Source organism: Rhizobium azibense (assembly GCF_004342325.1).
Classification (GTDB): domain Bacteria; phylum Pseudomonadota; class Alphaproteobacteria; order Rhizobiales; family Rhizobiaceae; genus Rhizobium; species Rhizobium etli_B.
Map to the genome: position 1 here is coordinate 14,758 of NZ_SMBJ01000021.1, position 26,509 is coordinate 41,266.

The 26,509-nt window shown below is 55.2% G+C and carries 17 protein-coding genes and 3 pseudogenes; 17 read left to right on the forward strand and 3 right to left on the reverse strand.

Features of this window, described 5'->3' with window-relative positions:
• Positions 1–19: 19 nt before the first annotated feature.
• The 5 genes from EV130_RS30870 (at position 20) to EV130_RS30890 (ending at position 5,556) form a co-directional block, all read left to right on the forward strand.
• The gene (locus tag EV130_RS30870; protein WP_004668627.1) at positions 20–1,573 is read left to right on the forward strand and encodes a sugar ABC transporter ATP-binding protein; all 1,554 of its coding nucleotides are present in this window, start codon (positions 20–22) and stop codon (positions 1,571–1,573) included.
• Positions 1,570–2,544, forward strand: a complete 975-nt coding sequence (locus EV130_RS30875) for an ABC transporter permease (RefSeq protein ID WP_008534336.1) — start codon at positions 1,570–1,572, stop codon at positions 2,542–2,544. Before EV130_RS30870 ends, EV130_RS30875 begins: the two co-directional genes overlap by 4 nt.
• Before the next feature lie 11 nt (positions 2,545–2,555).
• Entirely contained in the window at positions 2,556–3,575 is a 1,020-nt protein-coding gene (locus EV130_RS30880; protein WP_004668632.1) for an ABC transporter permease, read from the forward strand.
• 23 nt (positions 3,576–3,598) lie between these two features.
• Entirely contained in the window at positions 3,599–5,086 is a 1,488-nt protein-coding gene (locus tag EV130_RS30885; RefSeq protein WP_004668634.1) for an NAD-dependent succinate-semialdehyde dehydrogenase, read from the forward strand.
• 284 nt (positions 5,087–5,370) lie between these two features.
• Positions 5,371–5,556 carry a hypothetical protein gene (locus tag EV130_RS30890; RefSeq protein ID WP_004668636.1) on the forward strand — a complete coding sequence of 62 codons (186 nt, stop codon included), beginning with the start codon at positions 5,371–5,373 and terminating at the stop codon, positions 5,554–5,556.
• A gap of 68 nt (positions 5,557–5,624) precedes the next feature.
• On the opposite strand, the pseudogene EV130_RS34335 reads toward EV130_RS30890, so the two are convergent.
• Positions 5,625–6,115, reverse strand: a pseudogene (locus tag EV130_RS34335) (reverse transcriptase domain-containing protein); the annotation flags it as partial.
• Between the two features lie 512 nt (positions 6,116–6,627).
• Positions 6,628–7,087 (reverse strand): annotated as a pseudogene (locus tag EV130_RS30905) (helix-turn-helix domain-containing protein); the annotation flags it as partial.
• 398 nt (positions 7,088–7,485) lie between these two features.
• Between EV130_RS30905 and EV130_RS30910 the strand changes: the two are divergent.
• Together EV130_RS30910 and EV130_RS30920 are read left to right on the forward strand one after the other, a co-directional pair.
• Complete coding sequence (locus EV130_RS30910) at positions 7,486–9,495, forward strand: HAMP domain-containing methyl-accepting chemotaxis protein (protein WP_004673275.1); 2,010 nt, start codon at positions 7,486–7,488, stop codon at positions 9,493–9,495.
• Positions 9,496–10,016: 521 nt separating this feature from the next.
• Positions 10,017–10,202, forward strand: coding sequence for a hypothetical protein (locus tag EV130_RS30920; protein ID WP_004673279.1), 186 nt, complete (start codon positions 10,017–10,019; stop codon positions 10,200–10,202).
• A gap of 70 nt (positions 10,203–10,272) precedes the next feature.
• Here EV130_RS30920 and EV130_RS30925 read toward each other — a convergent pair whose 3' ends face one another.
• Positions 10,273–11,268 carry an AraC family transcriptional regulator gene (locus EV130_RS30925; RefSeq protein ID WP_004673281.1) on the reverse strand — a complete coding sequence of 332 codons (996 nt, stop codon included), beginning with the start codon at positions 11,266–11,268 and terminating at the stop codon, positions 10,273–10,275.
• A gap of 1,195 nt (positions 11,269–12,463) precedes the next feature.
• On the opposite strand from EV130_RS30925, the gene EV130_RS30930 reads away from it, so the two are divergent.
• The 10 genes and pseudogenes from EV130_RS30930 to EV130_RS30985 form a co-directional block, all read left to right on the forward strand.
• Positions 12,464–13,213: an SDR family oxidoreductase gene (locus EV130_RS30930; RefSeq protein ID WP_011053351.1), complete on the forward strand. Its 750-nt coding sequence runs from the start codon at positions 12,464–12,466 to the stop codon at positions 13,211–13,213.
• A gap of 211 nt (positions 13,214–13,424) precedes the next feature.
• Positions 13,425–15,938, forward strand: coding sequence for a methyl-accepting chemotaxis protein (locus EV130_RS30935; RefSeq protein ID WP_008534365.1), 2,514 nt, complete (start codon positions 13,425–13,427; stop codon positions 15,936–15,938).
• A 184-nt stretch (positions 15,939–16,122) separates the two neighbouring features.
• Positions 16,123–17,322: an ABC transporter substrate-binding protein gene (locus EV130_RS30940; protein ID WP_018247148.1), complete on the forward strand. Its 1,200-nt coding sequence runs from the start codon at positions 16,123–16,125 to the stop codon at positions 17,320–17,322.
• Between the two features lie 431 nt (positions 17,323–17,753).
• Complete coding sequence (locus EV130_RS30945) at positions 17,754–20,312, forward strand: sensor domain-containing protein (RefSeq protein ID WP_004673285.1); 2,559 nt, start codon at positions 17,754–17,756, stop codon at positions 20,310–20,312.
• Between the two features lie 352 nt (positions 20,313–20,664).
• A complete protein-coding gene (locus EV130_RS30955) occupies positions 20,665–21,549 on the forward strand; it encodes an MBL fold metallo-hydrolase (RefSeq protein ID WP_011053353.1) in 885 nt (294 codons plus the stop codon).
• Between the two features lie 12 nt (positions 21,550–21,561).
• Positions 21,562–22,689, forward strand: a complete 1,128-nt coding sequence (locus EV130_RS30960) for a zinc-dependent alcohol dehydrogenase family protein (protein ID WP_004673287.1) — start codon at positions 21,562–21,564, stop codon at positions 22,687–22,689.
• Complete coding sequence (locus tag EV130_RS30965; RefSeq protein WP_018247149.1) at positions 22,689–23,483, forward strand: N-acyl homoserine lactonase family protein; 795 nt, start codon at positions 22,689–22,691, stop codon at positions 23,481–23,483. The genes EV130_RS30960 and EV130_RS30965 overlap by 1 nt, the downstream gene beginning before the upstream one ends.
• Positions 23,484–23,603: 120 nt before the next feature.
• Positions 23,604–24,293 carry a GntR family transcriptional regulator gene (locus EV130_RS30970; protein ID WP_004673291.1) on the forward strand — a complete coding sequence of 230 codons (690 nt, stop codon included), beginning with the start codon at positions 23,604–23,606 and terminating at the stop codon, positions 24,291–24,293.
• 129 nt (positions 24,294–24,422) lie between these two features.
• Positions 24,423–25,652 (forward strand): alpha/beta fold hydrolase, encoded by a 1,230-nt coding sequence (locus EV130_RS30975; protein WP_004673293.1) that lies wholly within the window; start codon positions 24,423–24,425, stop codon positions 25,650–25,652.
• Between the two features lie 189 nt (positions 25,653–25,841).
• Positions 25,842–26,509: pseudogene (locus EV130_RS30985) on the forward strand (transposase); the annotation flags it as partial.

Below are 26,509 nucleotides of genomic sequence, written 5' to 3' on the forward strand. Positions count from 1 at the left end.
TGGGATTAGAGGATCTCCGATGCAAAACCAAACTACGATCAAGTTGATCAATGTTGCCAAGTCTTTCGGCGAGACTAAGGCCTTAAAGAAGTGTGATTTTGAAGCCCGGGCCGGAGAAGTGCACGCCATCGTCGGAGAGAATGGAAGTGGCAAAAGCACGATGGCGAAGATCATGTCTGGAGTGTTGCACCCAGATTCCGGGAGCGTTTCGGTCCTTGGAGAAGAGATTTCGACTCCGACTGACGCCAAGCGCATCGGGCTGACAACGATCTTCCAGGAAGTGCTGGTGGCCGACGAGGCCAGTGTATTGGAAAACCTGTATGTCGGGCGCGACGGCATCTTCCGCTCGCAGGGCGGCAGTGGTCGGCGTACCGAGGCTGAGGAGATCCTGAAACGCCTCGTCGGCAAGCCCGTGGATCTCGATCAGAACGTTGGGGCATTGCCTCTGAGCGTCAAGCAATGGATAGTTATTGCGCGAGCGGTCTTGCGCAGGCCGAAGGTCCTCATCCTCGATGAATCGTCTGCGGCATTAGACCTCGATTCCACGATCCGCCTCCACGAGGAAATTGATCGTCTCCGTAGGGAAGGTGCGACCGTGCTGATCGTAACGCATCGGATCGCTGAACTTGTCCGCATCGCCGATCGAGCCACGATCCTTCGCGACGGCGTCACCATTGGTACGCTCGAGAAGCATGAAATAACTGAAGAGAACCTGCTTTCAATGATGACGCCCGCGGACCGAAACGCAAGCGACGCGAAGGCGTACGAATCAAAGCAAGTAGGCGCCGCCGCGCCGGCCGTGGTAGCGGTAAGAGACCTCGTTACTCACAGCGCGGCAGCGCCCTTCGATTTCGATCTACCGAAAGGAGCGATCATCGGTGTTGCAGGACTCGACGGGCAGGGGCAGGACGCTTTCGTACGCGCCGTTGCGGGTATCATCCAGCCTTTTGGTGGTAATGTCCAAGTCTGGTCATCCAGCACCGAGAGAATGAAAAAGGTCGCATCGCTCGAAGACGCTACCAAAGCAGGAATCTCGTATATTTCCGGCGACCGCAAGCGTGAAGGTATCTTCCCTCAGCAGAGCATCTTCGAAAATCTTGCCATCGGCGTCTATCGAAAGAACCTCGGTCCTCTTGGTATAATCAATAAGGCCGGCCTCAAACCCATGTTCAAACGCGAGGTGGATCGGCTCCGGATTAAGATTGGAAGTCCGGCGAACAAGATCACCTCACTGTCGGGCGGAAATCAGCAAAAAGTTTTGATCGGCCGTGCCTTTGCAAACGAACCGTCCGTCATCGTCCTTAACGATCCCGCTCGCGGTGTCGACCTCGGAACGAAGCGCGATCTCTACCGCGAACTGCGCCTGTTCACGGAGAAGGGTGGCAGCGTGATTTATCTATCAAGCGAAATCGAAGAGTTCATCGGCTTTGCGGACCGCGTCGACGTCTTCTTTGCTGGAAGGCTTTTCCGGTCGCTAGCAGGCGAGGACATAGCGGAAGAGCCAATCTTGGCCGCAATGTTTGGAAAATCGCCAAACGCCTCCATCGAGTTCGATCTGGAAAGGACTGCATGATGTCTGGAATCGCATTCCGTCAAATCACCCAGGACCGTTCCCTCTTCGTGCCGGCCGGCCTATTCATTGTCCTTTTGGTCGCCGTTGCCCTACGCGGACACGGGCTATTCACGAACAACGGCCTCGCAGGTGCAATCCTTGTCGCCACGCCCTTGATTCTAACGGCGCTTGCCCTCACCCCCATTGTCATGGCGGGTCGTGGAGCAGTGGACCTTTCAGTTGGCCCCTTGATGGGGTTCATCAACGTTACCCTTATTACCTGGCTTGTGGGTAACGGAATTACCAACCCTATCGCAGTGATAGTATGGGCAGTCGGCCTGGGAGCGGCATTCCAGCTACTCCAGGCGCTGGTTATCATTTATGTGCGTGTCGCTCCGATAATCGTTACGCTGTCGGGTTTTCTTGTCCTCTCCGGGTTGAACCTGATGGTGATGTCCCGACCGGGTGGAGTCGCGCCCGACTGGATGCTTAGCTGGGGGGCGGGGACCGACATCATGTCACCTGTTTTGCTGTTGCTGGTTGCAGCGTATGCATTATGGCTCCTTCTCAGGGGGACTATGTTTTACCGCAACCTTCGCATGACGGGTGCGGATGAGCGCATGGCGTATACGAGCGGCGTTCGAGTGGACGCAGTCCGCATCATCGCCCACGTTGTTGGTGGAGCATTCGCTGGACTTGCCGCCCTCAGCTACACGGCGCTGATCTCCTCTGGTGATCCGACGCAGGGCAGCACCTACACCCTTCAGGCTGTTACGGCCCTGGTTCTCGGAGGTGCGAGCCTCTCCGGTGGTCGTGGTGGAGCACTTGGATCTACGCTTGGCGCGATCAACATGTTCCTCATCTCCTATCTCCTCTCCACCTTCAACTTCGGCACGGTTTCGGGGTTCGTTACCCAGATGGCATTCGGCTTAATCCTCGTCGGATCACTTCTCGTGAACGTCTTTGTCATCAGTCGCCGCGCGGTTGTGTAAGGAGCAAGATAATGGTCGCGACAGTTATGAATTCCGAAATCAAATCGGCTCAGAAGTCTAACCCGCTCAAGGCTCATCGGAGCATCGTCATTGGCTTTGTTCTTCTGGCCTCTCTCTTAGCACTCGGTGCATTGCTGGTCCCCGGCTTCGTATCATCCCAAAACGCGCGTTCAATCCTTCTTCTCGCAGCGTTTCTGGGGCTTGCCTCCATTGGCCAGACCCTGTGCGCTCTGGTCGGTGCGCTCGATCTTTCGATACCATATATTATTGGAGGCGCGAACATCCTCCTTCCCAGCCTTATGGTCGCAGGTATTCCCGCTCCCCTCGCGATGCTGGTTGTCATGCTCCTCGGTGCGCTTGTCGGGGCCGCCAATGGCGCCCTGAGCTTCCGTCTCCAAGGGCAAGCGCTGATCATGTCGCTCGGAGTTGGCTTCGCGGCCGTCGGTGCGGTCCAGATCTACACCTCACTCGGCTCGGCGTTTGGTGGTACAGTGTTTGCTCCGGTACCCGAATGGCTGAGGAACATTTCGGCGTTCAACGGAAAGTTTTTCGGCCTGTCGCTGCCTCCGGTCATCGTGATCTGGGCTATCGTCGCCATCGCGCTTGGATGGTTCATGTACAACACCTGGTTTGGCCGCAGCATTTACGCCGTCGGCGGAAGCCGGACGGCGGCCGCCCGCCTCGGAATCTCCGAATTCAAGGTCTGGACCGTCATCCATAGCGTCAGCGGTGCCATGTCTGCAATCACGGGCATGCTGCTACTAGGGTTTTCCGGTGGTGGCTTCGTCGGCGTGGGCGACCCTTATCTTTTCACCACCGTAGCAGCGGTGGTGATTGGAGGGACGTCGCTTCTTGGTGGGGCGGGCGGCTATGGCGCGACAGTGCTCGGTGTTCTTGTCCTGACTGTACTGACCTCGCTTCTAGTTGGCCTCGGACTGAACTTTCCGGCGCAGCAGGCTGTCGTCGGTCTGCTCATCGTTCCGATGGTCGCGATATACGCACGGTCACCACACATTCGAAATCAGATATGATCAATGCATAGAAAGGAAGATCCATGGCAATCTCCAGCACCCTGCTAGGCCGTTTGAAGGACCAGACTCTCGTTCGCGAGCAGATGCTGGTTGGAGGAAAGTGGTCGAGCGAAGGGGTAAACGGCACACGCATCAACGTGCTAAACCCCTCCACGATGGACGTCCTTGCCTCTTTGCCTAGCGCTGGCCTTGCTGAAGTGCGAGCCTCTATCGATGCTGCAAAGGCTGCACAGAAGAAGTGGGCTAGGGTTTCGGCGAAGGAACGCTCGCTGATCATGCGGAAGTTCTACGAAGAGGTGGTAGCTAACGCTGAAGACCTGGCCGTAATTCTGACATCGGAAATGGGCAAGCCACTGGCGGAAGCGCGTGGCGAGATTGCTTACGGCGCTTCCTACATCGAATGGTTCGGTGAGGAAGCCAAGCGTGTCTATGGTGACACCATTCCAGGTCACCAGGCCGACAAGCGACTGCTTGTCATCAAGCAGCCGGTTGGCGTTGTGGCCGCCATCGCTCCTTGGAACTTTCCGTCGGCGATGGTGTGCCGCAAGATCGCGCCGGCGCTCGCGTCCGGCTGCGCGATCGTATTCAAGCCTGCTGCCGAGACTCCGTTATCGGCGCTTGCATTGGCGATCCTCGCGGAGCGTGCCGGAATACCCGATGGCTTGTTCAGCGTCCTCCCGACGGATAATGCAAGAATGTTTGGCGAGGAGGTCTGCTCCAACCCGGTCGTCAAGAAACTGACCTTCACCGGTTCGACCGAAGTTGGCCGTATCTTGATGGCGCAAGGCGCCCAGAAGATCATGAAGCTGAGCCTGGAACTCGGCGGCAATGCGCCGTTTATCGTTTTCGACGATGCAGATCTCGACCAGGCGGTCGAGGGGGCTATGCTTTCTAAGTTTCGTAACGCGGGTCAAACCTGCGTGTGCGCGAACCGTATTTACGTACAGAGCGGGATCCATGACAGGTTCGTCGAGAAGCTGGCAATGCGCGTGAGTGCCTTGCAGGTTCTTGACGGGTTTGAGAGCGGGGCGACGATCGGCCCGTTGATCAACGATGAAGCGGTAGCAAAGCTCTATGGTCATATCGATGACGCTGTGACCAAGGGTGCGACTGTCGTGGTTGGTGGTGACCGCGATGCTCGCGGAGGCACGTTCGTCCAACCAACGCTTCTCTCGGGTGCCACAAAGGATATGAAGGTTGCGCGTGAGGAAACCTTCGCGCCTCTGGCTCCGGTGTTCAAGTTCGATACTGTCGAGGAAGTCATCGAACTCGCGAACGATACGGAATTCGGCTTGGCAGCCTACTTTTTCGCCAACGACCTCAGGAACGTTTGGAAGGTCACAGAGGCGCTGGAATACGGCATGGTTGGCGTGAACACGGGTCTGATTTCCACCGAATTAGCGCCATTCGGCGGCGTCAAGCAATCCGGCTTCGGCCGAGAGGGCTCAAAGTACGGAATGGATGACTTCTTATCCATGAAATACGTCTGCATGGGCGGGATCGGCGCATAGCGATCGCCCAAGGGTCGCTCGCCGACTGAACTTAAAGGGGGAGAGGTCTGTTGAATAGAGGCAGGACAGCAACATCCTCTCCGCCGGTTGCGAGGTCTCAAAAGGCTGGACTTTTCTAGAGGTTTCGCGGGAGCTGTCCTACGGATCTTCCCTTCCGACCCCTTCTGGGGCCGGCCTTGCAGACGAGATTTCTGCCTGTCTTTTCGATTGTCGATCCTTCCGCCAATGCCCTACAAGGTAAGTCTTTCCCAGATAGCTTGTAGCCTTCGAAGAGGTAACACGACATGAACGAGCTGTTGCACCGTGGCGTTGTCGTTTCAACGTATCGGAGTCCTGAGCAGGAGCATGATCACCACCCGATCGATGCACGCGTTCGTCCTGAAATCGATCAGGCCGACGATGCTGCACGTGCCAGCGTGGAGGGTCAAGCGAAAGCCATTCGCGTCAACCAGCGACGCGTCAAGGTGTAGTTGTCGGCGGCCGCACCCTCAGTGTCGGTTTGACGTAGCCGCCGATCTTCGCCGGCGCCAGGCCTTTATGGTAGATCCGGATGCGTCCGGGTCATCCAGACGTCAAACGCGTAATGCAGGAAGAGATTCGATAGGATCGGGCTGACCACGCCCCCTTGCGGGGTACCACGCATCCGCTCAATGACTTCTCCGTTCTTTTCCATAGGCGCGGTCAACCATCTTTCGATGTAGAGCAGAGCCCAGTTGCATTTAACGTCTTTTCTGACCGTCTTCAGCAAGAGATCATGCGGAAGATTGTCGAACAGCTTTGATGTCGGATTCCGGATCAATCATCTGCTTGACCACCATCTGCGCGATCCGATCACTGACCGCCGATTCCAGATCTTGTAGAGATTTCTCGCAAGGTCTTTGTCAAACATCTCCAGGGTCTCACCGTCCACCCGGCTGCACCACGGTTGGCTTTGACCGCTTTGTAAGCTTCGTACACTTGCCGCTTCTCAATCCGAAACGGCTTGTCTGTCGTACCTATCGAAGTCCTGTTTCCAGTTGTTCCAAACAATACGACCACCTGATCCGATCCCTTTGCTCCGGCCCCATTACAGGGCCCTCAACGCTCATACGGATCGGTCCGCCCCAGTCTCCTGCATCGGTACTCTCGCCTTACGGTTTCTCCGCTTGGGCTTCTCCCTTGGCATCAGGAGCCTGGTTCCTGCAGTTCCGGGTGAAAGCCTGTGTCCAACTCACGCCCCCTCTACGCCGGTCGCCGCCCGCCCAATCATCAGGCACCCGGCGGACTTGTCCCAGGATGACGAAACAGTCCTGGTTTCGACGACGCTTATATTCATAACGGCGCGTCTTCGGAGGGTTCACTTTCGTTCGTCTTCGGACACGCACCTGCTCGGATCTCGTCCGAACTTTTCATCCGGCGCTCACCACCACGGCTCTTTACCGCAGCAGCTCGGACTGGTTTGAGACCCGCTCCTGAAAGCCGATCCCGGAGGGCCATCCTCCATCATTCACGCAGCTTCACGTTACGGGGTTAGCTCACACTGAACTCCTTCCGTGCCTCTGCAGCACACTTTCGTCGATGAAGATCAGTTTCTCCGGATCGAGGTCCAATTGACCATCGAACCAGGCGCGCCGGCGCTTCAGGACGTCCGGTCGGTCCTGCTCCAGTGCGTGTGCGGTCCTTTTTAAAGGTCCACCCACGGCTTCGAAGCCAAGCGCCAAGTGCGCTGCGGCTGATCTTCACCTGCCGCTCGACGGACAAGCGCTCAACCATCTCATCGAGCGTCACATCCCTACGCTCGTTGATCAACGCGACAACGAATTCCTCGTGTGCATCCACTGCCGAAGGTCGTCTCCAGCCCTGTGGCCGAGCAGTCAGCTCACCCTCTTTCGCTCTTGCAATCCAGCGGATCGCCGTCGAAATCCCAACTCCGAAACGAGCCGCAGCCTGTCGAGCCGACATGCCCGCCGCAGACGCTTTCAAAACCCGTATTCGAAGATCATCGCTCAGGGCCTGTCCCATCATCCACCTCTTCTCTGTGGAGTTGAATCAGCTTCGATGGACGCCGTCACATCACAATCGATTCATCGATCGCAGGACTTGCTCTAGGTCGCTCGTGGCGGGGCGAAACTCGGTTGCTGAAAACGATGATGCTCTTCGAACGGCGCCAAATGAAATTTTGCCGGCTGCATCCTCCTTGTAAGCGCGGACGATCCATTGGACGCCTGACTATCCTTAAAACGTCGTCTTTTTGCATTCGAGACGGGCAGGAAAGGCTTCATTAACCAACGCAACCAATAGGTATTCTCAGCTATGTCACAGACCCACAAGATTGATCTGCCGTTCGAATGAATGAAACGGCAATTGGAAGATTTGAGTAGACAAGTCGATCGTCCACCTCACCTAAAAGGTTTGCCTTTATGCCCAAGTCCATTAGACTCGCTTTATCTTTGATATTTGTTCTGCTCTCTCTTCTCGCGGCGGGCCAGGGCATCGTGAGTATCGTCAAGCTGCTGTCCATTAGGAGCAATATATCCGAAGTTGCCAGCAACTGGCTGCCATCGATCGATGTGATAAATCGGATCAATACGATCACCGGGGACTACCGCATCCTGCAGTTCAGGCTGGTGACAAACTCATCAGATTCGACGAGCCTTGCGCATAATATCACCACCTTCCGCCAGAAGATGGAGGATCTCGCGAATGCCCGTGGTGAATATGAGCCGATGGTGACATCCGGCGAGGAGCGTCAGGCCTATGACGCGTTCTCCGCTTTGTGGACGCAATATCAGGAGGATGGCGAGCGGATTGTTAAACTAATGCAGGCAGGCAAGAAGGATGAAGCATTTGCTCTTCTAACGAGTGACGCCACGACGAAACTGTATAATGATAGCGGAGCGCTCCTTGACCAGGATGTCGCAGTTAACAAGCGTGGTGGAGTCGCGGCCGTCGGAAACACGATGGGCGCCGTTTCATCGACGGTTTTGGTCACCATTCTTGCCATGGCGCTGGCAACTACGACGGGCATTATAGCCCTGCTTTACTGCATCCGGAAGATTACCGATCCGATCTCGCGGTTGACTACCACGATGGGCGTACTGGCAGATGGTAATCTCGACACTGAGGTTCCTTTCGCAATGCGCGCCGACGAAATCGGCAAGATGTCGAGAGCCGTTGAGGTATTCAAGCAAAACAGCATCAAGGCCCGCGATCTGAACGCGCAGGAGGCCGCGTTGCAGGCCAAGAGCGCCGACTTGCAGTCGAGCATTGCCGAGGTGGTGTCAGCCGCCGTAGCCGGTGACTTCACCCATCGCATCACCAAGAAATACGGCGATGCGGCTCTCGACCGTTTTGCAGGAAGCGTCAATGAGCTGGTCACCTCTGTTGACCGGGGCATCGCCGAAACTCGCCGAGTTATCTCAGCGCTTGCCGATGGGGATCTGACGGAAAACATGTGCGGCGAGTTTCAGGGAGCCTTTGGTGAACTGAAGAGTAATGTCAACGCCACCATGGCAGCCCTTCGATCCGTATTAGGCGAGGTTCGCTCCGCCGTCGACACGATCAACGGCGGAGCCGGCGAGATGCGCATCGCCTCAGGCGACCTTTCAAAGCGCACGGAACAGCAAGCCGCGGCCCTGGAGGAGACCTCTTCGGCGCTTGAGGAAATCACGGTGGCGGTAAAAAGCTCGACAGAAAGAGCCACGGAAGCCAGCCATATGGTCGATGAGGCACGCAGAAGCACCGAGCAGTCGAGCGCGGTTGTCAAAGACGCGGTCGCCGCCATGGGCCGCATCGAGCAGGCCTCGGATGAAATCGGCCAGATCATTAACGTCATTGACGAGATCGCCTTCCAGACCAATCTTTTGGCCCTTAACGCCGGCGTCGAGGCGGCGCGTGCGGGTGACGCTGGAAAGGGTTTCGCCGTTGTGGCTCAGGAGGTGCGTGAACTGGCACAGCGCTCCGCCACTGCCGCCAAGGATATCAAGGCGCTGATCAACCGGTCCGGCGACGAGGTCAAAACTGGGGTCAGGCTGGTAACGGCCACAGGCGATGCCCTTGGTCTAATCCGAGGCCACGTGATCAAGGTGAACGAGCACGTTCATACGATCTCGACGGCGGCACGAGAGCAATCGACCGGGCTGGCGGAAGTCAGCACTGCGGTCAACCAGATGGATCAGACGACCCAGCAGAATGCGGCGATGGTGGAAGAATCGACGGCGGCCACCAACCGGTTGGCGGATGAGGCTTCCAATCTGGCGCGGCTTATTGCGCGCTTCAGGCTCGACGGTTCGACTTTTGTACGGCGTGTTGCCCACCAGAACGGTAAGCCGGCCGCCTCGCCAGCGCGTGCCCTCTCCCAGAAGCTTGCCGGCGCCTTCGGCGGACGTACTACAGCCGCTGTCGCGACTAAGGAATGGGAAGAGTTTTAATGAATCATGTCATAATTCACCGCAGGATATTATCGGTTTCCATCTGGCAGCCAGCAGTTCTGCATGAAGACGACGTTGATCCCGGAAATCCGGGGGTTAGCAGAGGCGACGCCGCTGCCCCTAACGCATGTTCTCGGTTCAGGGATCTGCCGGTTCTGTCATTCCGGTGATAGAGCTTGCTGCCGAGATAACCAATCCCATCGGTCTAGCCACAGCGCCATTGTCGTCGTTGAGGTAGCAGATGGTATCATCGGCCCGGTCGTCGATCAGGTCTCTGGCATTCTATCGATCAACGGCGATCGGATCCAACCGGTTCGGACTTAGGCGCGACTTCGACCCAACCTTCAGCTACGGAATCACTCCGCTTGAACAAGGGATGGAATGCTCCCTTAGTTTTGAGCAAAGGTTTGGCACCAATCAGGACGCATCGCAGCTGCCTAGCAGACTTTTGCTTTTTCACCTTCCGCGACTGTCTTCCTTCAAGACGCGGAGTATTAACGAAATTCAACGAGAGTTCGAAGATGTCCAAAGTTATCGCAATCAATTTCGGGCAACAGGCTAAGACAGATACCCACTTAGAAAGCCACGAAGATGCACAGTCGCAGCGCCTGGAGCAAGAGCGGCTGCAAATGATCCAAATCACCAATCACCTTGAAGCACTGTACGCTCGGCTGCTGACCGTCTGTGGCGACAGACCGAAAAATTAAGGGCGCAGCGATGGTATAGCCCGGTGGAGCGCTGCGAACCACAGCGCCATCGCGAAGGGCTATTTCCGGGTCAGCTTTCGGGCGGAGAGGCCATCATATGCACTGTTTTAGATGGCAGTTCGCCGTAACGTCTCTTGTACTCTGCAGCAAAACGGCCGAGGTGTGTGAAGCCCCACTTAAGCGCTATTTCCGAAACGCTGATTTTAGCGCCGTTTTGCAGCAGTTCCTGTCGAGCTGCGCACATACGCAAGTCTCGGAGGTGCATTGTGGGGCTGGTATTACGAAATTGTCGGAAGCCGTGCTGCAAAGTCCGCACGCTGACCTTGGCCGCAGCGGCGATATCGTTAAGGGAAATGGGTTGAGCCATATGCTCTTCCATAAACTCCATTGCCCGTTTCACGTGGCGAGGCGTGGGAGACGGAGACGGACGACGAAGTTCATCGGTATAGCGATGCATACAGCTTTCGATCAAAAGGTACTCTATCGCGTCGAGGAGCGAGCTATAGGCCGACGGGCATTGTCGCAGAGCCCCCCCGGCACTGAGGCCGCGATGGGCAGACAGGGCTAGTTCTCGCATGAGCGTTCCCGCGCTCGATGCAAGATCAAGGGTCGGCTGAATTTGCAGATTTCCGCTGATCGTCCGATCGAGCATGCGAGAAAGCTTGTCACGCAAGGATTGCGTATCGATCGTCAATGACAGTTGAGATCTTATGCCATCTTGTCGGGCATTCAGCGGAGCATTTGCAACATGCGGCGACTCTACCTGTTGCCCAGACCAATGAAAGACTGCATTCCCGGACGCCGGCAGGAAGACCGTTACGACGTCAACTGGGGAATCTATCATGACCGAGAACGCCCCTTCATGATGGGCATCCGCAACGCCAAAACCATCAAGGGAAATTCGACTGCAGCGAGAGTTAAGCGATCTACTGTCGTGTTGAGCAAGGTCAGAGGACGCCAGGGGCGATGATATCAAAGGCAAAAGACGTTCGGGATCGGAGCCCTCGATAAAGTTGTCTTTCACTAAGGTCCCTTCATCGGGCTTGCTGAACAAACTTTCGGTCATCCAATATAAACCTATCTATGAACACCAACTCGCACATGCCGGGACTAGTTTTCCAAACCTTCAAAGCTCGAGACCGGATGGCGTGCGAGCGATTTTGATCGCGTACATGACCGATTCGGACCTTTGTGGAGGCCGGTTGAATCTCTCATTCCCTAGGCTTTCGTCATGGCGGATCATCACCAGCACCGACATCCACGTTCTCCCGCTCGAGATGGCCTCCTAGTTTTTCAGCGCTGCAGTTGGGAAGCCTCTAATGATGCGATGACTGGCTTCCACAAGCCTCGAACAGATTGACAGATTGTCTGATATACGTTAATGCTATTCCTGATCAAAGGCAAGGCAGCATCAGGGAAATCTGCCACGGTTCTAGTGGAGTTCCCGCACGGCAAATCAATCTAAAGATGCCTCCCAAGGCGAGGGGTGACGGGCTGCTTTCGATCGCAGCCCGTCACGGGAAGGGTGGGAGTGCTATGAGTGGGAGAGAACCTACGCCAACCGACCTTGGAGGCCGTTGAGTCGACACGGAGAAAAATGATTGTGCTGTAGGATGGCCCCACGATTTCGCCACACGCTGGTCCTCTTATCCTGCGCATCAGCATACTTCGGTTATGACGTATAAGAGAGGCACGCTCCAGGCTCAACACTCGGAGACGCAAAGACGTCGACGAGTTCTTTTGGCCTACTAAGCGAGGCGGTCGCGGCAAATATCAATGCGTAAGCCGCGCCTCGTCGCATTGAGTTGACTTTGCGCTCTTCTTAGCGGGTACGGACTCCGGGCGTCTGATTGGGCAAAAGAAGAGCTTAAGGACGAAACCTGATGATGGTCAAACAGCTTGTGCTGCCATAGGCGTGCTGTTGTCTGTGCCGCGCGAACGCGAAAAGCGCGATCAAATCGGAACGTGGCGGCGAGAGAAGACTAACAGGAAAGACCACATCAAACTCAACCGGGTGTCGGAATACCGATGCTTACGGCATTGCGTGCATGAGGCCTCAAAATGACGCCGGTCTCGACCTGTGTCCGCCGAAAATCGCAAAAAGGAATTGACAGATTGTCGGACAAAAATTTTACTATATCGCCCGCGCATTGCTTGTTCGCGGGAGACGCAGCGACGGACCGGGAGTTATAAGTGCTAAACTTGGCCAAAAATGCACAAATTGTCGACCTTCTTAATCTGCCGGAAGCGGCGACCGGCGCGTGATACAAGCGTCTCTGACTCACAAGGCGTGTCATACTCCATCGACCGAGGTACTGGTTGAACGTGACAGTGACGCCAACATTTCTCCTGGGGAAAAAGTCTGTGTCTTGATAGGCGCGTCAAATCCTGTTGGTCTTTGTTTGGCGCGCTCATTTATAGAAAAAGGCTATCGGGTCGCCGTAGGCGACGCCAATCCCGCCGACTTCGCCTCCCTGGCTGAAGGCCAGGGAAACAATTTTTTACCGGTCAAAGTCAACCCGAACAGAGACGTTTACGTCAACTCAATGGCTGACCAGGTGTATTTGCGCTGGAGACGGGTCGACGTTCTGGTGAACATAGTTTTCCGCAGAAATGAAACAACCCAAACTGTAACGGGATCGCTATCCAGCGCGAATCTGGGGCTTGATGCCGTATCCAATCTAATCAGAGTTACAGGTGCCTTTAGCTCTCGACTTCAGGGCGCGGAGCTTGCCGTAGTGGACGTCGCATGGTTCGAAGAGACGACCTCGCTGGAAGCAGAAGCCGTCCTTCAAGCGGCGTTGCGCACTACTACCTCCGCAATTGCTAGGCAATATTTCGGTTCCGGGCTGAGGATAAATGCTGTACACGCCAGCGATGTGAACTCTACGTCTTCAAGCGAAAATGACGTGCTTCGAACAGTGATCCACGCCGTGCAATTCCTGGCGAATTCGGAACTGTCCGGAAAGCTGACAGGGAACGTGCTGGAGATCGATCCTCGGTGCAGATAGATCCACTCCCACGTTCTGATCCGGCAAATCTGCAGGTATTAACCTTCCGTTAAGTTTCTCGAAAGACGCAATGGGCAAGAGGTCAAATCCTAACAACACGTAAAAAAGTTTCGATTGTTTTAGTGAAACTCTTATCCATGTTCGTTCAGGCTCAAACATTACTATTCCAAAAGCGAGGCCCCAGCACCGTTTGAGCCCTTTGGAGGTAAGTATGTTCGTCGATCGCCTGTTGTCCACCTTTACCATAAGAGCAAAGGTGTTATTGGTACTTGTACCCTTGATCCTGATATTGGCGGCAGTTGGTGGGGTCGGCTTAAAAGCAACTGGCTTGCTTCAGTCTCGTCTTCGGCTTTCAAATGAGGTTCTTCAGACCTTGAGCGGGTTTCGAAGTGTCGCGGAAAGTATGAACCGCTTTTTGGCGCAAAGCTCAACGGAGTACCGAGATGAGGCGCTGACAAGTTTAAACGGGCAGAGCGCAACCATGCAGTCGCTCCAGGAAGCGGCGGCAGGTAGCGGGAGCGAAACTGGTGCGCTCGAAAACAGTGTATCGGCAATGTCCGTTATCTCGGGCAGCATCGGCCGCATGTGGTCTTTGCATAATGACGAGGAATCCGTTCGCAGCGACATTGTTTCCAACTTGTCGAAGATCAAGGAGGTCGGAGGCGCCCTTAAATTGGCTGCGGTTGATGTGCGCTCACAAGTACGCAATCAGGAGAACTCCGGGAAAACCATGCTCCGGGAGGCTACCCGCTCACTCGATACGGCATCAGTTATGCAACACATGGCGGAAGACTTGGTGAGCTTGCCGGACGGAGCGAAGCAGCCTCCGACTGTCGCCCAGCAAGGGCTTGTGATCAAAAAGTCGCTAAAAACAGTTAAGCGGGTAGTCTCGACTGCTGACGAGCAGGCCGTTACTAAAATTGAGAGGACTATCGCCAAGCTAATCGCCAACCCCGAATTTGTCGACCCTTCCACACGGCTTGCCGGCTCTGACCTACAGAGCTTTGCGACGAACCTGCGAGTGGATGCGATCCAGCACATGATTGAAGGAACAAATGCGATCCGGGCGTTGGATAAAGCGTTGACGGATTCCGAAATGCTTGTTGCGACGGCGACAACGATCGGCCAGGACGCCGATTCGATCGAAATCGAAATCAATAACCTGTTCCGTACAGCCAACGCAGAGAATCAGCAGCGCCTCGTTGAGCAACTTACAAAATTGGCGCGTGACACCGTGGCAGTTGGAGGCGTTGCCAGCTCGATATCTGGCTTCGATAAAATGCAGGAAGATCTATTCGCCCAGGTGGATTCTATCCAAGAGAACACAGAGAAGCTGGTCAAGATAGCGGAAGCCCGCCAAGCGCAATATTCTGAGGCGGACAAAACCGGCCAGGAGATCTGGAAAAACCTCGTAACCTTTGCAGCAACTCAGGAAAACGATGCTCGCAATGAAAGCAATCTTGCCCGCTTGCTGTCAACTATCGCCACAGTGTCCGGCGTCTTGGTAGCCTTGGCGGCTGGCGCCGGCCTGATGGCGACACTTCGCGCCCCGATCGAACGGATCGCGAAGCGCATGCAAGAGCTGGCAAAGGGCGATCTTCGATCGCAGATTGTCGGACGTGACCGGAGAGACGAAATAGGTGAAATGGCTCGCGCACTCGAGGTTTTCCGTGAAAATGCTGTCTCGAAGATGGACATCGAGACACGAACGGAAGCCGATAGGAAAACCGTTGAACAGGAGCGGATGGATCGTGAACGCGAACGCGCTCAGATGGAGGAGGAGGTCGCAACTGCCGTCACCATTCTAGGAGAGGCGTTATCTCGATTGGCGCGTGGCGACATCTCTCAAGAAATTGACCGCCAATTCCATCCCAATCTTGAGCCGCTGAGGCGCGATTTCAATCACTCGCTTTCGATCCTGAGAGAGACAGTGTCTCATATCGACGAGAATACCAATCAAATTCAATGGGGAACCAGCGAGCTTTTCAAAGCCTCAGATGATCTGTCGCGGCGAACTGAATTGCAAGCCGCCTCACTGGAGGAGGCTGCGGCCGCCGTCGAACAGGTGACGGTCACGGTCAGAAAATCATCCGAGAATGCCTATGAAACCCAGGCTTTCGTGTCCGTTGTTAAAGAACACGCCGAGGGTGCGGCAACCATTGTGACCGATGCGATCAACGCAATGGGCAGAATAGAAGACGCGTCCCACAAGATCGGCCAAATCATTGGTTTGATCGATACGATTGCGTTCCAGACAAATCTTTTGGCACTAAATGCTGGTGTCGAGGCGGCTCGTGCTGGAGATGCCGGAAAGGGTTTTGCAGTCGTAGCCCAGGAAGTGCGCGAACTTGCCCAGAAATCATCAGCTGCAGCCCGCGAGATTCGCCACCTGATTTCGGAATCCTCTTCGGAGGTGGCGATCGGCTCAGATTACGTGGGGAAAGCAGGTGAGGCGTTACACAACATAACGGCGTCGATCTTGAAGATTTCCGATCGGATTGATCAAATCGTCAATTCGAGCCGCGAGCAAGCGGCGTCCCTCGCCGAGATCAACAATAACGTCAATGTACTTGACCAGGGAACACAACAAAACGCTGCCATGGCCGAGCAGACAAATGCCGCGGCAAAGACTCTCTCGGATCAGACTAACGAACTCAGCGAGCGGCTCGCTTCATTCAAATTGACCGAAGATAAGTCGACGCGTCGGGTTAGGTTAGTGGCGTAAGCTACGCATCGAACGAGACTGCCACGCGTCGGATGGCCACTGTGATAGCGGCGTTCTACTGAAGGGAAATCCGCTTACGGAAGCGAAATCCGGCCTTAGGCTCTTGGTCTCCCTTTCGCCGCCCGTCTGACTGTAAAAAACCCACCTAGAGCCGATCAACCTTCAAGAGATCAACTGCTTTGCAATGCTCAGAGACACGAGAGGTATCAAATCCGTGCGCATACGTGAAATTACAAGAGCCATTATTCTAATCACCGGCTTGGTGATCCCTTCTGTAGCGGCCGCCGGTGGCCTTACGGAATTGCCGCGGGAGGAACGAAAAACCTACGAGTTGCTCGATCCAAAGTTGCCTACAGGTGAATCTGTCTTCCGCACGTTTAAGGCACAGCGAGCACCGCCGTGGAAAATTGGGTACGCATCGACATATGCTGACAATTCTTGGCGTGCGAGTATTCTTGATGAGTTCACAAACAAGATTGTTCCAGCTTTCAAGAAAGCGGGGCTGGTCTCCGAGTTCATCGTCACCCAGTCAAATCTTGAAGACGCTGTCCAGATCAGGCAGATGCGGCAGATGGTAGACGACGGCGTTGATGCAATTATTATCTGCTGTTCGAACCTCACGGCGCTTAATCCTACGATAGAGTATGCGTATTCAAAAGGAGTGCCTGTGTTCTCGTACTCTGGTTACGTAACATCGCCGTTCGCCGTCAACGCAACTGAGAACAACATGCAAGGCGGGTTTGAGGCGGCGAAGTGGCTCGCTGAAGAAATCGAAGGAAGTGGCAATGTGCTTCTCGTTTCGGGGATCTCCGGCTTTGCCTCCTCGGACAGCTTTGACGTCGGCGCAAAGAAGGCTCTGGAGTATTATCCCGAGATAAAGATCGTAGGTCATGTCGACGGGAAGTGGACAGACAAGGTCGCGCAGGCCGAGGTGCAAAAATTCCTTGCAGCGAATCCCGGTCGAATTGATGGTATTATCGTTCAGTCGGGAGCTGAGAATGGTGTTATCAACGCGGTGCGCCAGTCCGGGCGCGACATGATCCCAATCGTTCTAGGGGGCGAAGCTTCGGCAGCCTGTTACTGGCGACGGAACCCCGACTTCGTAAGCAAGAGTTTTCATTTCTGGCCGCCGCGCTCTGAGGCGGGTTTCGTATGGGACGTAATGATGCGAACTCTTGAGGGACAGGGCCCCAAAATTCAGACAATCCTGCGGCCAGCAATTCCCAGTACCATAGAGGATGTAATGGCGGTTTTGCCAGCTGATTGCGATCCTAACTCTGAGGATTGGATCGAGCCGAAGAATACAGCTTGGTGGTCTGCCAGCGCTGCTGCTAAATATTTCGATAACCCAGCGGATCCGCTCTCCTGGAAGCCGGCCGATTGAAGATCGCATGCGGGGTCTGTGTGGAATGCGGTGCCTTCATGATCGGCTCTCGTGCAAGGTAGGCTGCGCTAAGGAATGACAGTTCAAATTGGGAAATGCCCGGGTCGCCTCAGGAGACATGAGACAAGCGATCCGGTTCCAACGAACATATTTGCTCCGCGGTAGCATTCTTCCTCCGGCCCTCCTCTCGCCAAACGGGACAACATACTCATTGCGCCTTTCGATCTACGTGCTGCCGCGAAGGTTGTTGCTTCGAATGTGAAAGCAAAGTTCATTTCCGACCGCACTATCCGGCTCAGGCCGACGCGCGGTTCGACGCCTTACTGACATATCTGCATCAATTTGTTGCTCGAATGATTTGGGTGGCGTTCCCGGAATTCCTGATCGGATGGATGATGCATCTGTCTTGGCCCTCGGTAAGGAGCTTCACGATGAATTCGACTTTACAACCGCTTTGGCAACGCTCCTTTTTTCAGAAAAGGCGCAATCGCCGGAGAGACGAAGCGCTGCATCATGATACCTCAGCCGACCGAGGAGCGCTGCTTGAAGCATTGATCGGCGTGTTGCCCCTCCCAATTTTCTTCAAAGATCTGCACGGTCGCTATGTCGGTTGCAACAAGGTTTTCGAAGATCTCCTCGGTCGCTCGCGCGACGAGATCATCGGGAATACAGATTTTGATCTCAGTTCAACGCAACTGGCGGAAATTTATTCTATTGAAGAGAAAGGCCTTCTTGAAAGGGGTGGAGCCCAAGTCTCCGAGCGTAAGATCGCTCTCGCAAACGGCGCCATCCTGGATGTTGTCTGCAACAAGGCAGTTTTCAGAGGTCACGACGACGAGCCCGCGGGTCTGATTGGCGTTATCATCGACATAACCGAACACAAGTTGGCGGAGCAGGAACTCAAAAACGCTCTCGAACTAGCCCAAGGGATCGTCACCGCTATTCCAGACGTTCTGTTTGAGGTCGACGAGGATGGGCGATATCTTCAGGTCTGGACCAGAAATCCCGAACTACTAGCCCAGCAGCGGGAAATGCTACTGGGTAGGACGGTCGACCAAGTTCTTGCGCCTGATCAAGCGGCTATTGCAATGGAGGCGCTTCGAACTGCAAGCAGTGAAGGAGTTGCCTACGGTCGATGCATTAGCGTATCCTTGCCAAACGGCGAGACCCGATGGTTCGAGTTGTCGGTGGCTAGACGACCAAGCGCCGATCCTGACGCCGCCACCACGCTCCTGGCATTTTCGCGTGATGTCACGGAACGAAGGCAGGCGGAAGACGCCATCAACTCCGTGCGGACGCAATTGCTAAGTGTGCTGCAAACCATTCCTGACATGGTTTGGGTAAAGAATGTCGATGGCGTACACCTGTTGTGCAATCATGCATTTGAGCGGCTGACCGGGAAATCGGAGGCGGAGGTCGTTGGAAAAACGGACCTTGAATTGTTCGGGGCTGAGAGAGCTCACATTTCCGGAAAATCTGATGAGGCCACGATCGAAGCCGGTGGCATACTTATCGACGAGAATTGGGTGGTTTCCCCGGAGAACGGTCAGTCCATTCTTCTCGAAACACGTAAACTTGCGGTCCTCGGCGCCGGGGGAGAGGTTACAGGAGTCCTCGGGGTCTCTCGCGATGTCACGGAACTGAACGCCTCGCGGGAAAAAATCAGGCAAATGGCCTTTTACGATCCGGTGACTTCTTTGCCGAACCGCTTGCTGTTTAACGAGCGATTGCAAAAGGTCGTCAGTGACGCGTCGTCTCAACGTCGGCGGACAGGGGTAATGCTGATTGACATCGACCATTTCAAAGTCGTGAACGATACGATGGGTCACCCTGTGGGTGATCAACTACTCTGCCAGGTCGCTACCCGGCTTAAGAAATCTGTCCGCGATCTCGACACGGTTGCGCGTCTCGGCGGCGACGAGTTCGCGATTCTGTTGCCGGAAATCCAGACAACCGACGATCTCGATTGGGTTGCGTGCTCGATCCTCGAGAGATTCAAGGAATCTTTCCTATTGGATGGCAAGGAAGTCTACGTGTCATGCAGTGTAGGCATCGCGATCTCGCCCGACGACAGCACAGATGTCAACGATCTGGTGAAATACGCCGACTCTGCGATGTATCTTGCCAAACGCTCGGGGAGAAACAGTTTTCGCTTTTATTCGAAGGATTTGACTGTGGGCGTGGAGGAGCGGATGCAGTTGGAATCTGAATTGCGCCGCGCTATCGAGCGCGAAGAATTGGAGCTGCACTACCAGCCCAAGGTGCTTCTGGACAGCGGCGTAATGATAGGATCGGAAGCGTTGTTGAGATGGCCTCATCCCGAGATGGGCATGATTCCGCCGGTTCGATTCATTCCGGTCGCTGAGGATACCGGGCTGATCGTTGAACTCGGGCGATGGGTGCTGCGTGAAGCGTGCAAGACGGCGAAGGAGCTGAACGCCGATTGCCACCACCTGCACAAGATTGCAGTCAACCTTTCGGGTAAGCAATTCCAATGCTCACGGTTGGTAAACGAGATCGCTGCAATCCTCGGTGAAACCGGTTGCCGCGCGGAATGGATCGAAATCGAAATCACGGAGAGTCTGCTTCTCGATCGGAAGGGCGAGACCCTGCAGACGCTTCTTAAGCTGCGTCAAATGGGATTTTCGATTGCTATCGATGATTTTGGCACCGGTTACTCGGCGCTCAACTATCTAGCCCGCTTCCCGATCGACACGCTGAAGATCGATCGGTCATTCATAAATAGCTCGGACAAAAGGAACGAAGAATTGGTCAAAGCGATTCTGTCCATTGCACAATGTCTTGGGCAGGACGTGGTGGCGGAAGGTGTTGAGACCGCCGAGCAGGCAGCATTTCTCGCAGCGAACGGATGCGGTTCGGCGCAAGGCTTCTTTTACAGCAAGGCCCTGCCGAAGATGGAATTGATCGCTCTTTGGGTGCGCGCGTCCGCCACCGGCTTCGTTTCAGATCGTTACGCCGCTTCGCGATGATGAGCGCGAATAAGGGAAAATGTCACCTGTCTGATGGACGGTGATGCGGTGCGCGCTGTGAGACAACTCAACTTGAGCCTCGTCAATCTCTGAATGTCTGCGGTTTTTCGCGGAACAGGGGGCAACGCTGGGTCAACGACCATGCGTTGTGCGGCCCCGCGAGCCGCATTCTCGAATGCTCTGCTCCTACTGCGCGGCATTCGGTAGGCCGGGGAAAACGCGGTACACCGGCTCCTAAAGCAAGGCAGTCGCTCTCGATATGGCTTTCTTCAAAAATATTTGACAGATTATCATACAATCTGCCAAAAATGTCGCCAAGCACCTGATGGGAGGAAAATCAGTGTCTCTTAGTATGCATCACCTGGCCAAGCTTCCGTATTTTTATCCGTTCGAATTTGGCGATGGAAAAATCACGGTACTGTCCGACGGGCCGTTAGAGCTAGGAGATCCTCGCCTGAACTTCTTGGGGGTAGAGCCACGCACGGTCAGCCTGATGCTAGAGGACAATTTCCTGCCAACGAACAAAGTTGTACTCGAGCAAAACGTGCCGCTTGTTGAGATAAATGGAAGAACAATTCTATTTGATACCGGGATGGGGTCTTCCAAAGCTTTCGGGCCCACCACAGGTCGACTCCTAGCCAGCCTGAGAGAGGCAGGTCGAGATCCGACGGAGATCGATGCGGTGGTTCTGTCGCACGCCCATATCGATCATATCGGCGGTCTGTGCGATGCCAATGGAAGGTTAAATTTCCCGAACGCCGACATCTTCATCAGTGAGCGAGACTTCACGGACTGGACGGACGGGTCGTCGATCGATTCTTCATTTCAATTTCAAATCGATAACGCTCGGCGAAACCTGCTTCCCCACAAGGATCGGACCTTCTTTTTCAAAGACGGCGAGGAGTTCTTGCCGGGCGTTCACGCGATTTCGGCCCCCGGCCACACGCTCGGTCATCATTGTTTTATGCTGCAGTCGGGAAACGATCGCCTCTGTTTTCTCGGCGACCTTACGCACCATCATATCCTGTTGATGGAGAGGCCGATGATGGAATTCCGATACGACACGGACCCGAAGCTGTCAGCTAGATCCCGCACGCGCGTGCTTGATATGCTGGCGACAGATCGCATTGCGGTAATGTCCTATCACTTCGCATGGCCAGGTGCCGGGCATGTGGTGCGAAACGGAGACGGATTCCGCTATATCCCCTCTCCAATGCAGTTGCTTGCACATCGATAAGGAATTTCAAAGATGCAGATGCGTTCGGTAATCCTCAGGGAGTCGGGTCTGCCGAAGCCCTATTCAAATTCGAAACCTCTTAAGATTGAGCTTGTGGAACTGACGCCGCCTGGCCCCATGGAGGTGTTGGTCAAGATCAAGGCTGCCGGTGTCTGCCACTCTGACCTGTCCGCAATCAATGGGGACAGACCGCGTCCGCTTCCAGTCGCTCTAGGCCATGAGGCATCTGGCGTCGTCGCAGCAATCGGACCGAGTGTCGAGAAGGTTGAGGTTGGTGACCATGTAGTCATGTCATTTCTGCCGGTTTGTGGCCATTGCTCATATTGCGCTGAAGGCCGCGCCAGCCTCTGCGAACCGGGCTACCAGGCCAATGCTGCAGGAACGCTTCTATCCGGCGGCAAGCACATCCGTTTGAGAGGATACGAAATTAACCACCATAGCGGCGTTTCTGCGTTTTCCGAATATGCTGTCGTGTCGGCGAGCTCGGTAGTCAAAGTGACCAAAGATATCGATTTGGCGACAGCTGCTCTCTTCGGCTGTGCCGTTATGACCGGCGTTGGAGCTGTGATGAACACGTGTGGGGTCCGCCCAGGCCGTAGTGTGGCGGTAATCGGGCTCGGCGGCGTAGGCCTTTCGGCGATACTTGGCGCTGTTGCGAGCGGTGCAAGCGATATCGTGGCGATCGACCTAATCCAAGCGAAGCTGGATCTTGCCAAGGAGCTGGGAGCGACGAAGACTTTTTTGGCCACCTCGCCGAATATTGTTGCCCAAGTAAAAGGCGCGACAAGCGGCGGGGTAGACTACGCGATAGAGATGGCTGGATCCAAAAAGGCATTCGAGCTTGCATATGAGATTACCCGGCGCGGAGGGATGACCGCTACGGCCGGACTGGCCAGCGCAAATTCCCGTTTCGAGGTTTCGCCCTTGCCGTTGGTCGGAGAGGAGAGAACGATCAAGGGCAGCTATATGGGTTCCTGCGTGCCATCGCGCGACATACCCCGCTATATCGACCTTTACCTCAAAGGTAAGCTGCCAGTGGACAAATTGCTGTCGAGCACTGGCCCCCTTGATGAGATCAATGAGGTTTTCGACCGTCTTGACAGGGCCGAGATCAATCGACACCTAGTCTTGATGGACTGATGGCGGGGAGAATTCTCTTGAACGAGTGGACAGTGCTCGCCATCCATTACGGCACCGCGCAAAGACCAGTAAGTGACCTGATACTAGAGACGAATGACATTCATGATCGTCCATCACAAATCGACTACTTCGTGTGGCTGATCCGTCTCGAGGACCGATTAATTCTTGTTGACACTGGTTTCGAAGCCGGAGAGGGCGCGGCCAGAGGGCGGACCCTCTTGATCCATCCGGTGGCAGCACTGAGCAGCCTTGGCATCAAATCCAGCGAAATTACTGATGTCGTTGTGACACACCTGCACTACGATCACGCCGGAAACCTCCCGGCCTTTCCTAACGCCACTTTTCACATTCAGGATCGGGAGATGGCGTATGGAACGGGGCGGTGTATGTGCCATGAGCGAATGCGTCGGCCTTTTGCTACAGAAGGTGTCGTCGACGCGGTCCGGCTCGTTTTTCAGTCACGGGTACGGTTCCATGATGGGGATGGGGAAATTGTTCCTGGATGCAGGGTGCATCTGGTTGGCGGTCACTCGAAAGGTTTGCAAGTTGTTACGGTGGCAACAGGCGGCGCTTTGCTGGTTATCGCTTCCGACGCGCTTCATTTCCAGCACTATCTTGAAAATGACGGCGCGTTTCCCCTGTTTGCAGATTACCTAGAGGTCATCGAGGGTTACAACAAGCTCCGCGTCCTTGCCGGAGCAAACGGACTCATCATTCCGGGTCATGACCCTGAGGTGCTACAGAAATTTTCTCCCCTTGCGCCAGACCTCCAGTTCGCTAGAGTTCTCCTGTGACCCACAATAAACCGATTGAAATTTTTTGCTGTTTGCAGACAATCGGGTTGTCCTACGAAACGCTCCGGCAGTATATTGATTCTGTGCGTCACTAGAAATTTCATCGAAGGTTTGTTGTGAATGGGAACGATCGACCTCCAGATTAGACGTCAAAACGCCTCTCTTCGAATCCTTGTTGAGGATAAGCTCCGGCAGGCTATTTCAAGTGGCCGTTTCAAGCCCGGGCAGCGGCTGGTGGAGCGCGAGTTGTGCGAACTTATCGGGGTTGGCCGAACTTCAGTTCGCGAGGCGCTACGCCAGTTAGAAGCTGAAGGGCTTATTACTAGCTATCCGCATCGGGGGCCGGTTGTCAGCACTATCAGCTACGAGGAGGCTAGGCAGCTTTATAGTGTACGCGCGCTGCTTGAAAGCTTTGCCGGCCAGGAGTTCGCCGAGAACGGTTCGAATGAAGAGATCGTTGCTCTCCTCGAGACCGTGGAAGCGTTCGAAGCCGCAGCCAAGAGCGGTTCCGGAACGCGGATCATCGAAGCCAAGACCGCTTTTTACGATTGTTTGATGACCGGCAGCAAGAACGTGTTTGTGAAGCAAATGCTCACGTCGTTGCACAACCGGGTCACATTGTTGCGGATGACATCGATGACCCAGCCAGGGCGGCTGCAGAACAGCGTTTTCGAAATAAGAGAGATTGCGGCCGCTATTGCGTTGCGTGATGGCGACAGGGCAGCCGCGCTTTGCAAGCGCCATATCGAAATCGCGGCTAAGGTGGCGTTGGACTACTTGAGCAAGAACCCCGTCGAAACCTCCGAGTAGTTCCACAAAACGAAGTTCAGGCGACGGCTAAGGTTGACAGATTGTCTGAAAATCTGCTTACCTCTCTTATGGGAGGTGAGACACAGGAAGTGCGGCTTCCCAACAACATCATTTTGTTAGGGAGGACGTATGGGCGCCCATGCCGAGCTGATTAAACGCGTAACCCTGGCGATCGAAGATCCGGAGCTACCGCGACTGACCCCAGGTCTTACAACACGGATCTCGTTGCAAGTTGGACCAGAAAAGTCATCACTTGCTGTGGGAGGCGGGATAGTCGCACTGGACGGCGCGGACGAAAATGCTGACGTCATACTGAGTGCCCCAGAAGGAGCTTGGGAAAAGGTTATGCAGGTGCCGCCGCCGGCAACCTACCATTCGTTCACCGCCTTTCAACTCGCTAACCCTGAGTTCACGTTATCTGGTTCGCCCGTAGCAATCGCTCAAGCGCGTCCCGCTCTGGAGCGACTGTTCGAAATCGTCGTAGCGTCTCCGCCCCTAGTTGCGCCGAAGATCGATCGAAATATTGAACAGGTCACCGGACGCTATAAGCGGGTAGAGGTCGGCGGCGTAGAACACGATATCTTTTACGAGGAAGCCGGTGCAGGAACTCCTATCCTTTTCCTCCATACGGCTGGCGCAGACGGCCGTCAGTTTCTACCGCAACTCTCCGACACTGGGTTTGCGCGTACGAACCGATTGATCTCAGTTGATCTGCCGTTTCACGGACGTTCGATGCCTCCTTTAACTTGGGACGGCTCGCCCTATCAACTCACAACGGATCTCTACCTGACCTGGTGCACGGCGATACTCGACCAGCTCGTCGGAGACAGAGCTATCGTCGTTGGAGGATCTATGGGCGCGGCGATGTGCATGGTGCTGGCGGCGGAGCGACCGGAACGTCTAATGGGTGTAATTGCGGTCGAGCCGCCGTTGAAGTCAAAGGGCCGTCGCAACCCCTTTCAACACAACGTCAACGTTCATGGGTCGCTTCATAACTCAGCCTATGTCCGCGGAATCATGAGCCCGCTCAGCCCGCAAGAAGAGCGACGCCGCGCCAGTTGGATCTACTCGCAGGGTGCTCCTGGAGTTTATCCCGGCGATCTTTCGTTCTACAGCGACGAGTTCGACGGTGCCGTCGTCGGTCCGAAGATTGATGCCAAGCGAACACCGACCGTTCTTCTCTCCGGGACCTATGACTACTCTGCGACGCCTGCAGACGGAGCAGCGCTAGCGGCCCTCATTCCTGGCAGCCGTCATGTCGTTATGGAGGGGCTTGGGCACTTTCCGATGTGCGAAAATCCTGACTATTTCCGGAGCTTCTTGCAAGACGCTATTCGGTTCGTCGAAGATAACGGCTGATCACAAAGCAACCGCGTTGGCCATTTACCGATCGTGTCCCAGTACGTGGCGTAGGTGACGGTAGGGAGTAAAGCCGAGCGCCCGCGCGCTTCTCGTTGCGCTGTAGCGGGTGATCGGCTTTGCGGGCGGCCATCAGTGTTTTCCGCTAGGGTCGGGTTGTTCAAGACCAACCTGACGGAAAGATCACCGATGACCAATGACATGATGAACGTGCGTTCGCTTGTTGAGAAGAGTGCCGATGCAGATTTGTTGCGTGAGATGATTGGCTTTGCCGCCGAGCGGCTGATGGAGTTGGAGGTCGGCTCGGCTACGGGTGCTGACTTCGGTGTGAAGAACCCCATGCGGCTCACTCAACGCAATGGCTACCGTGACCGCGATTGGGAGACGCGGGCTGGCACCGTCGAGCTTCGCATTCCGAAGCTGCGCAAAGGCAGCTACTTTCCGAGCTTCCTTGAACCGCGCCGCATGGCAGAGAAAGCTCTGACGGCCGTTATCCAGGAAGCGTATATCCAGGGAATCTCGACTCGTTCTGTCGACGACCTGTGGTGGATGCGACCTATCTCAAGGTCCGGCGTGGCGGCCGCATCGTCTCAGTCGCCGTCATTATCGCGGTCGGCGTCAATAACGACGGTCGGCGCGAGGTCCTGGGTATGGAAGTTGGCACCTCGGAGGCCGAACCGATCTGGACGGAATTCCTGCGCAGGCTAACGCGCCGCGGTCTACGCGGGGTGAAGTTGGTTGTCTCTGATGCGCACGAAGGTCTCAAGGCTGCCGTTTCCAAGGTTCTCAATGCCACTTGGCAAAGGTGCCGGGTTCACTTCATGAGGAACGTGCTCGCGCATGCTGGAAAGAGCGGC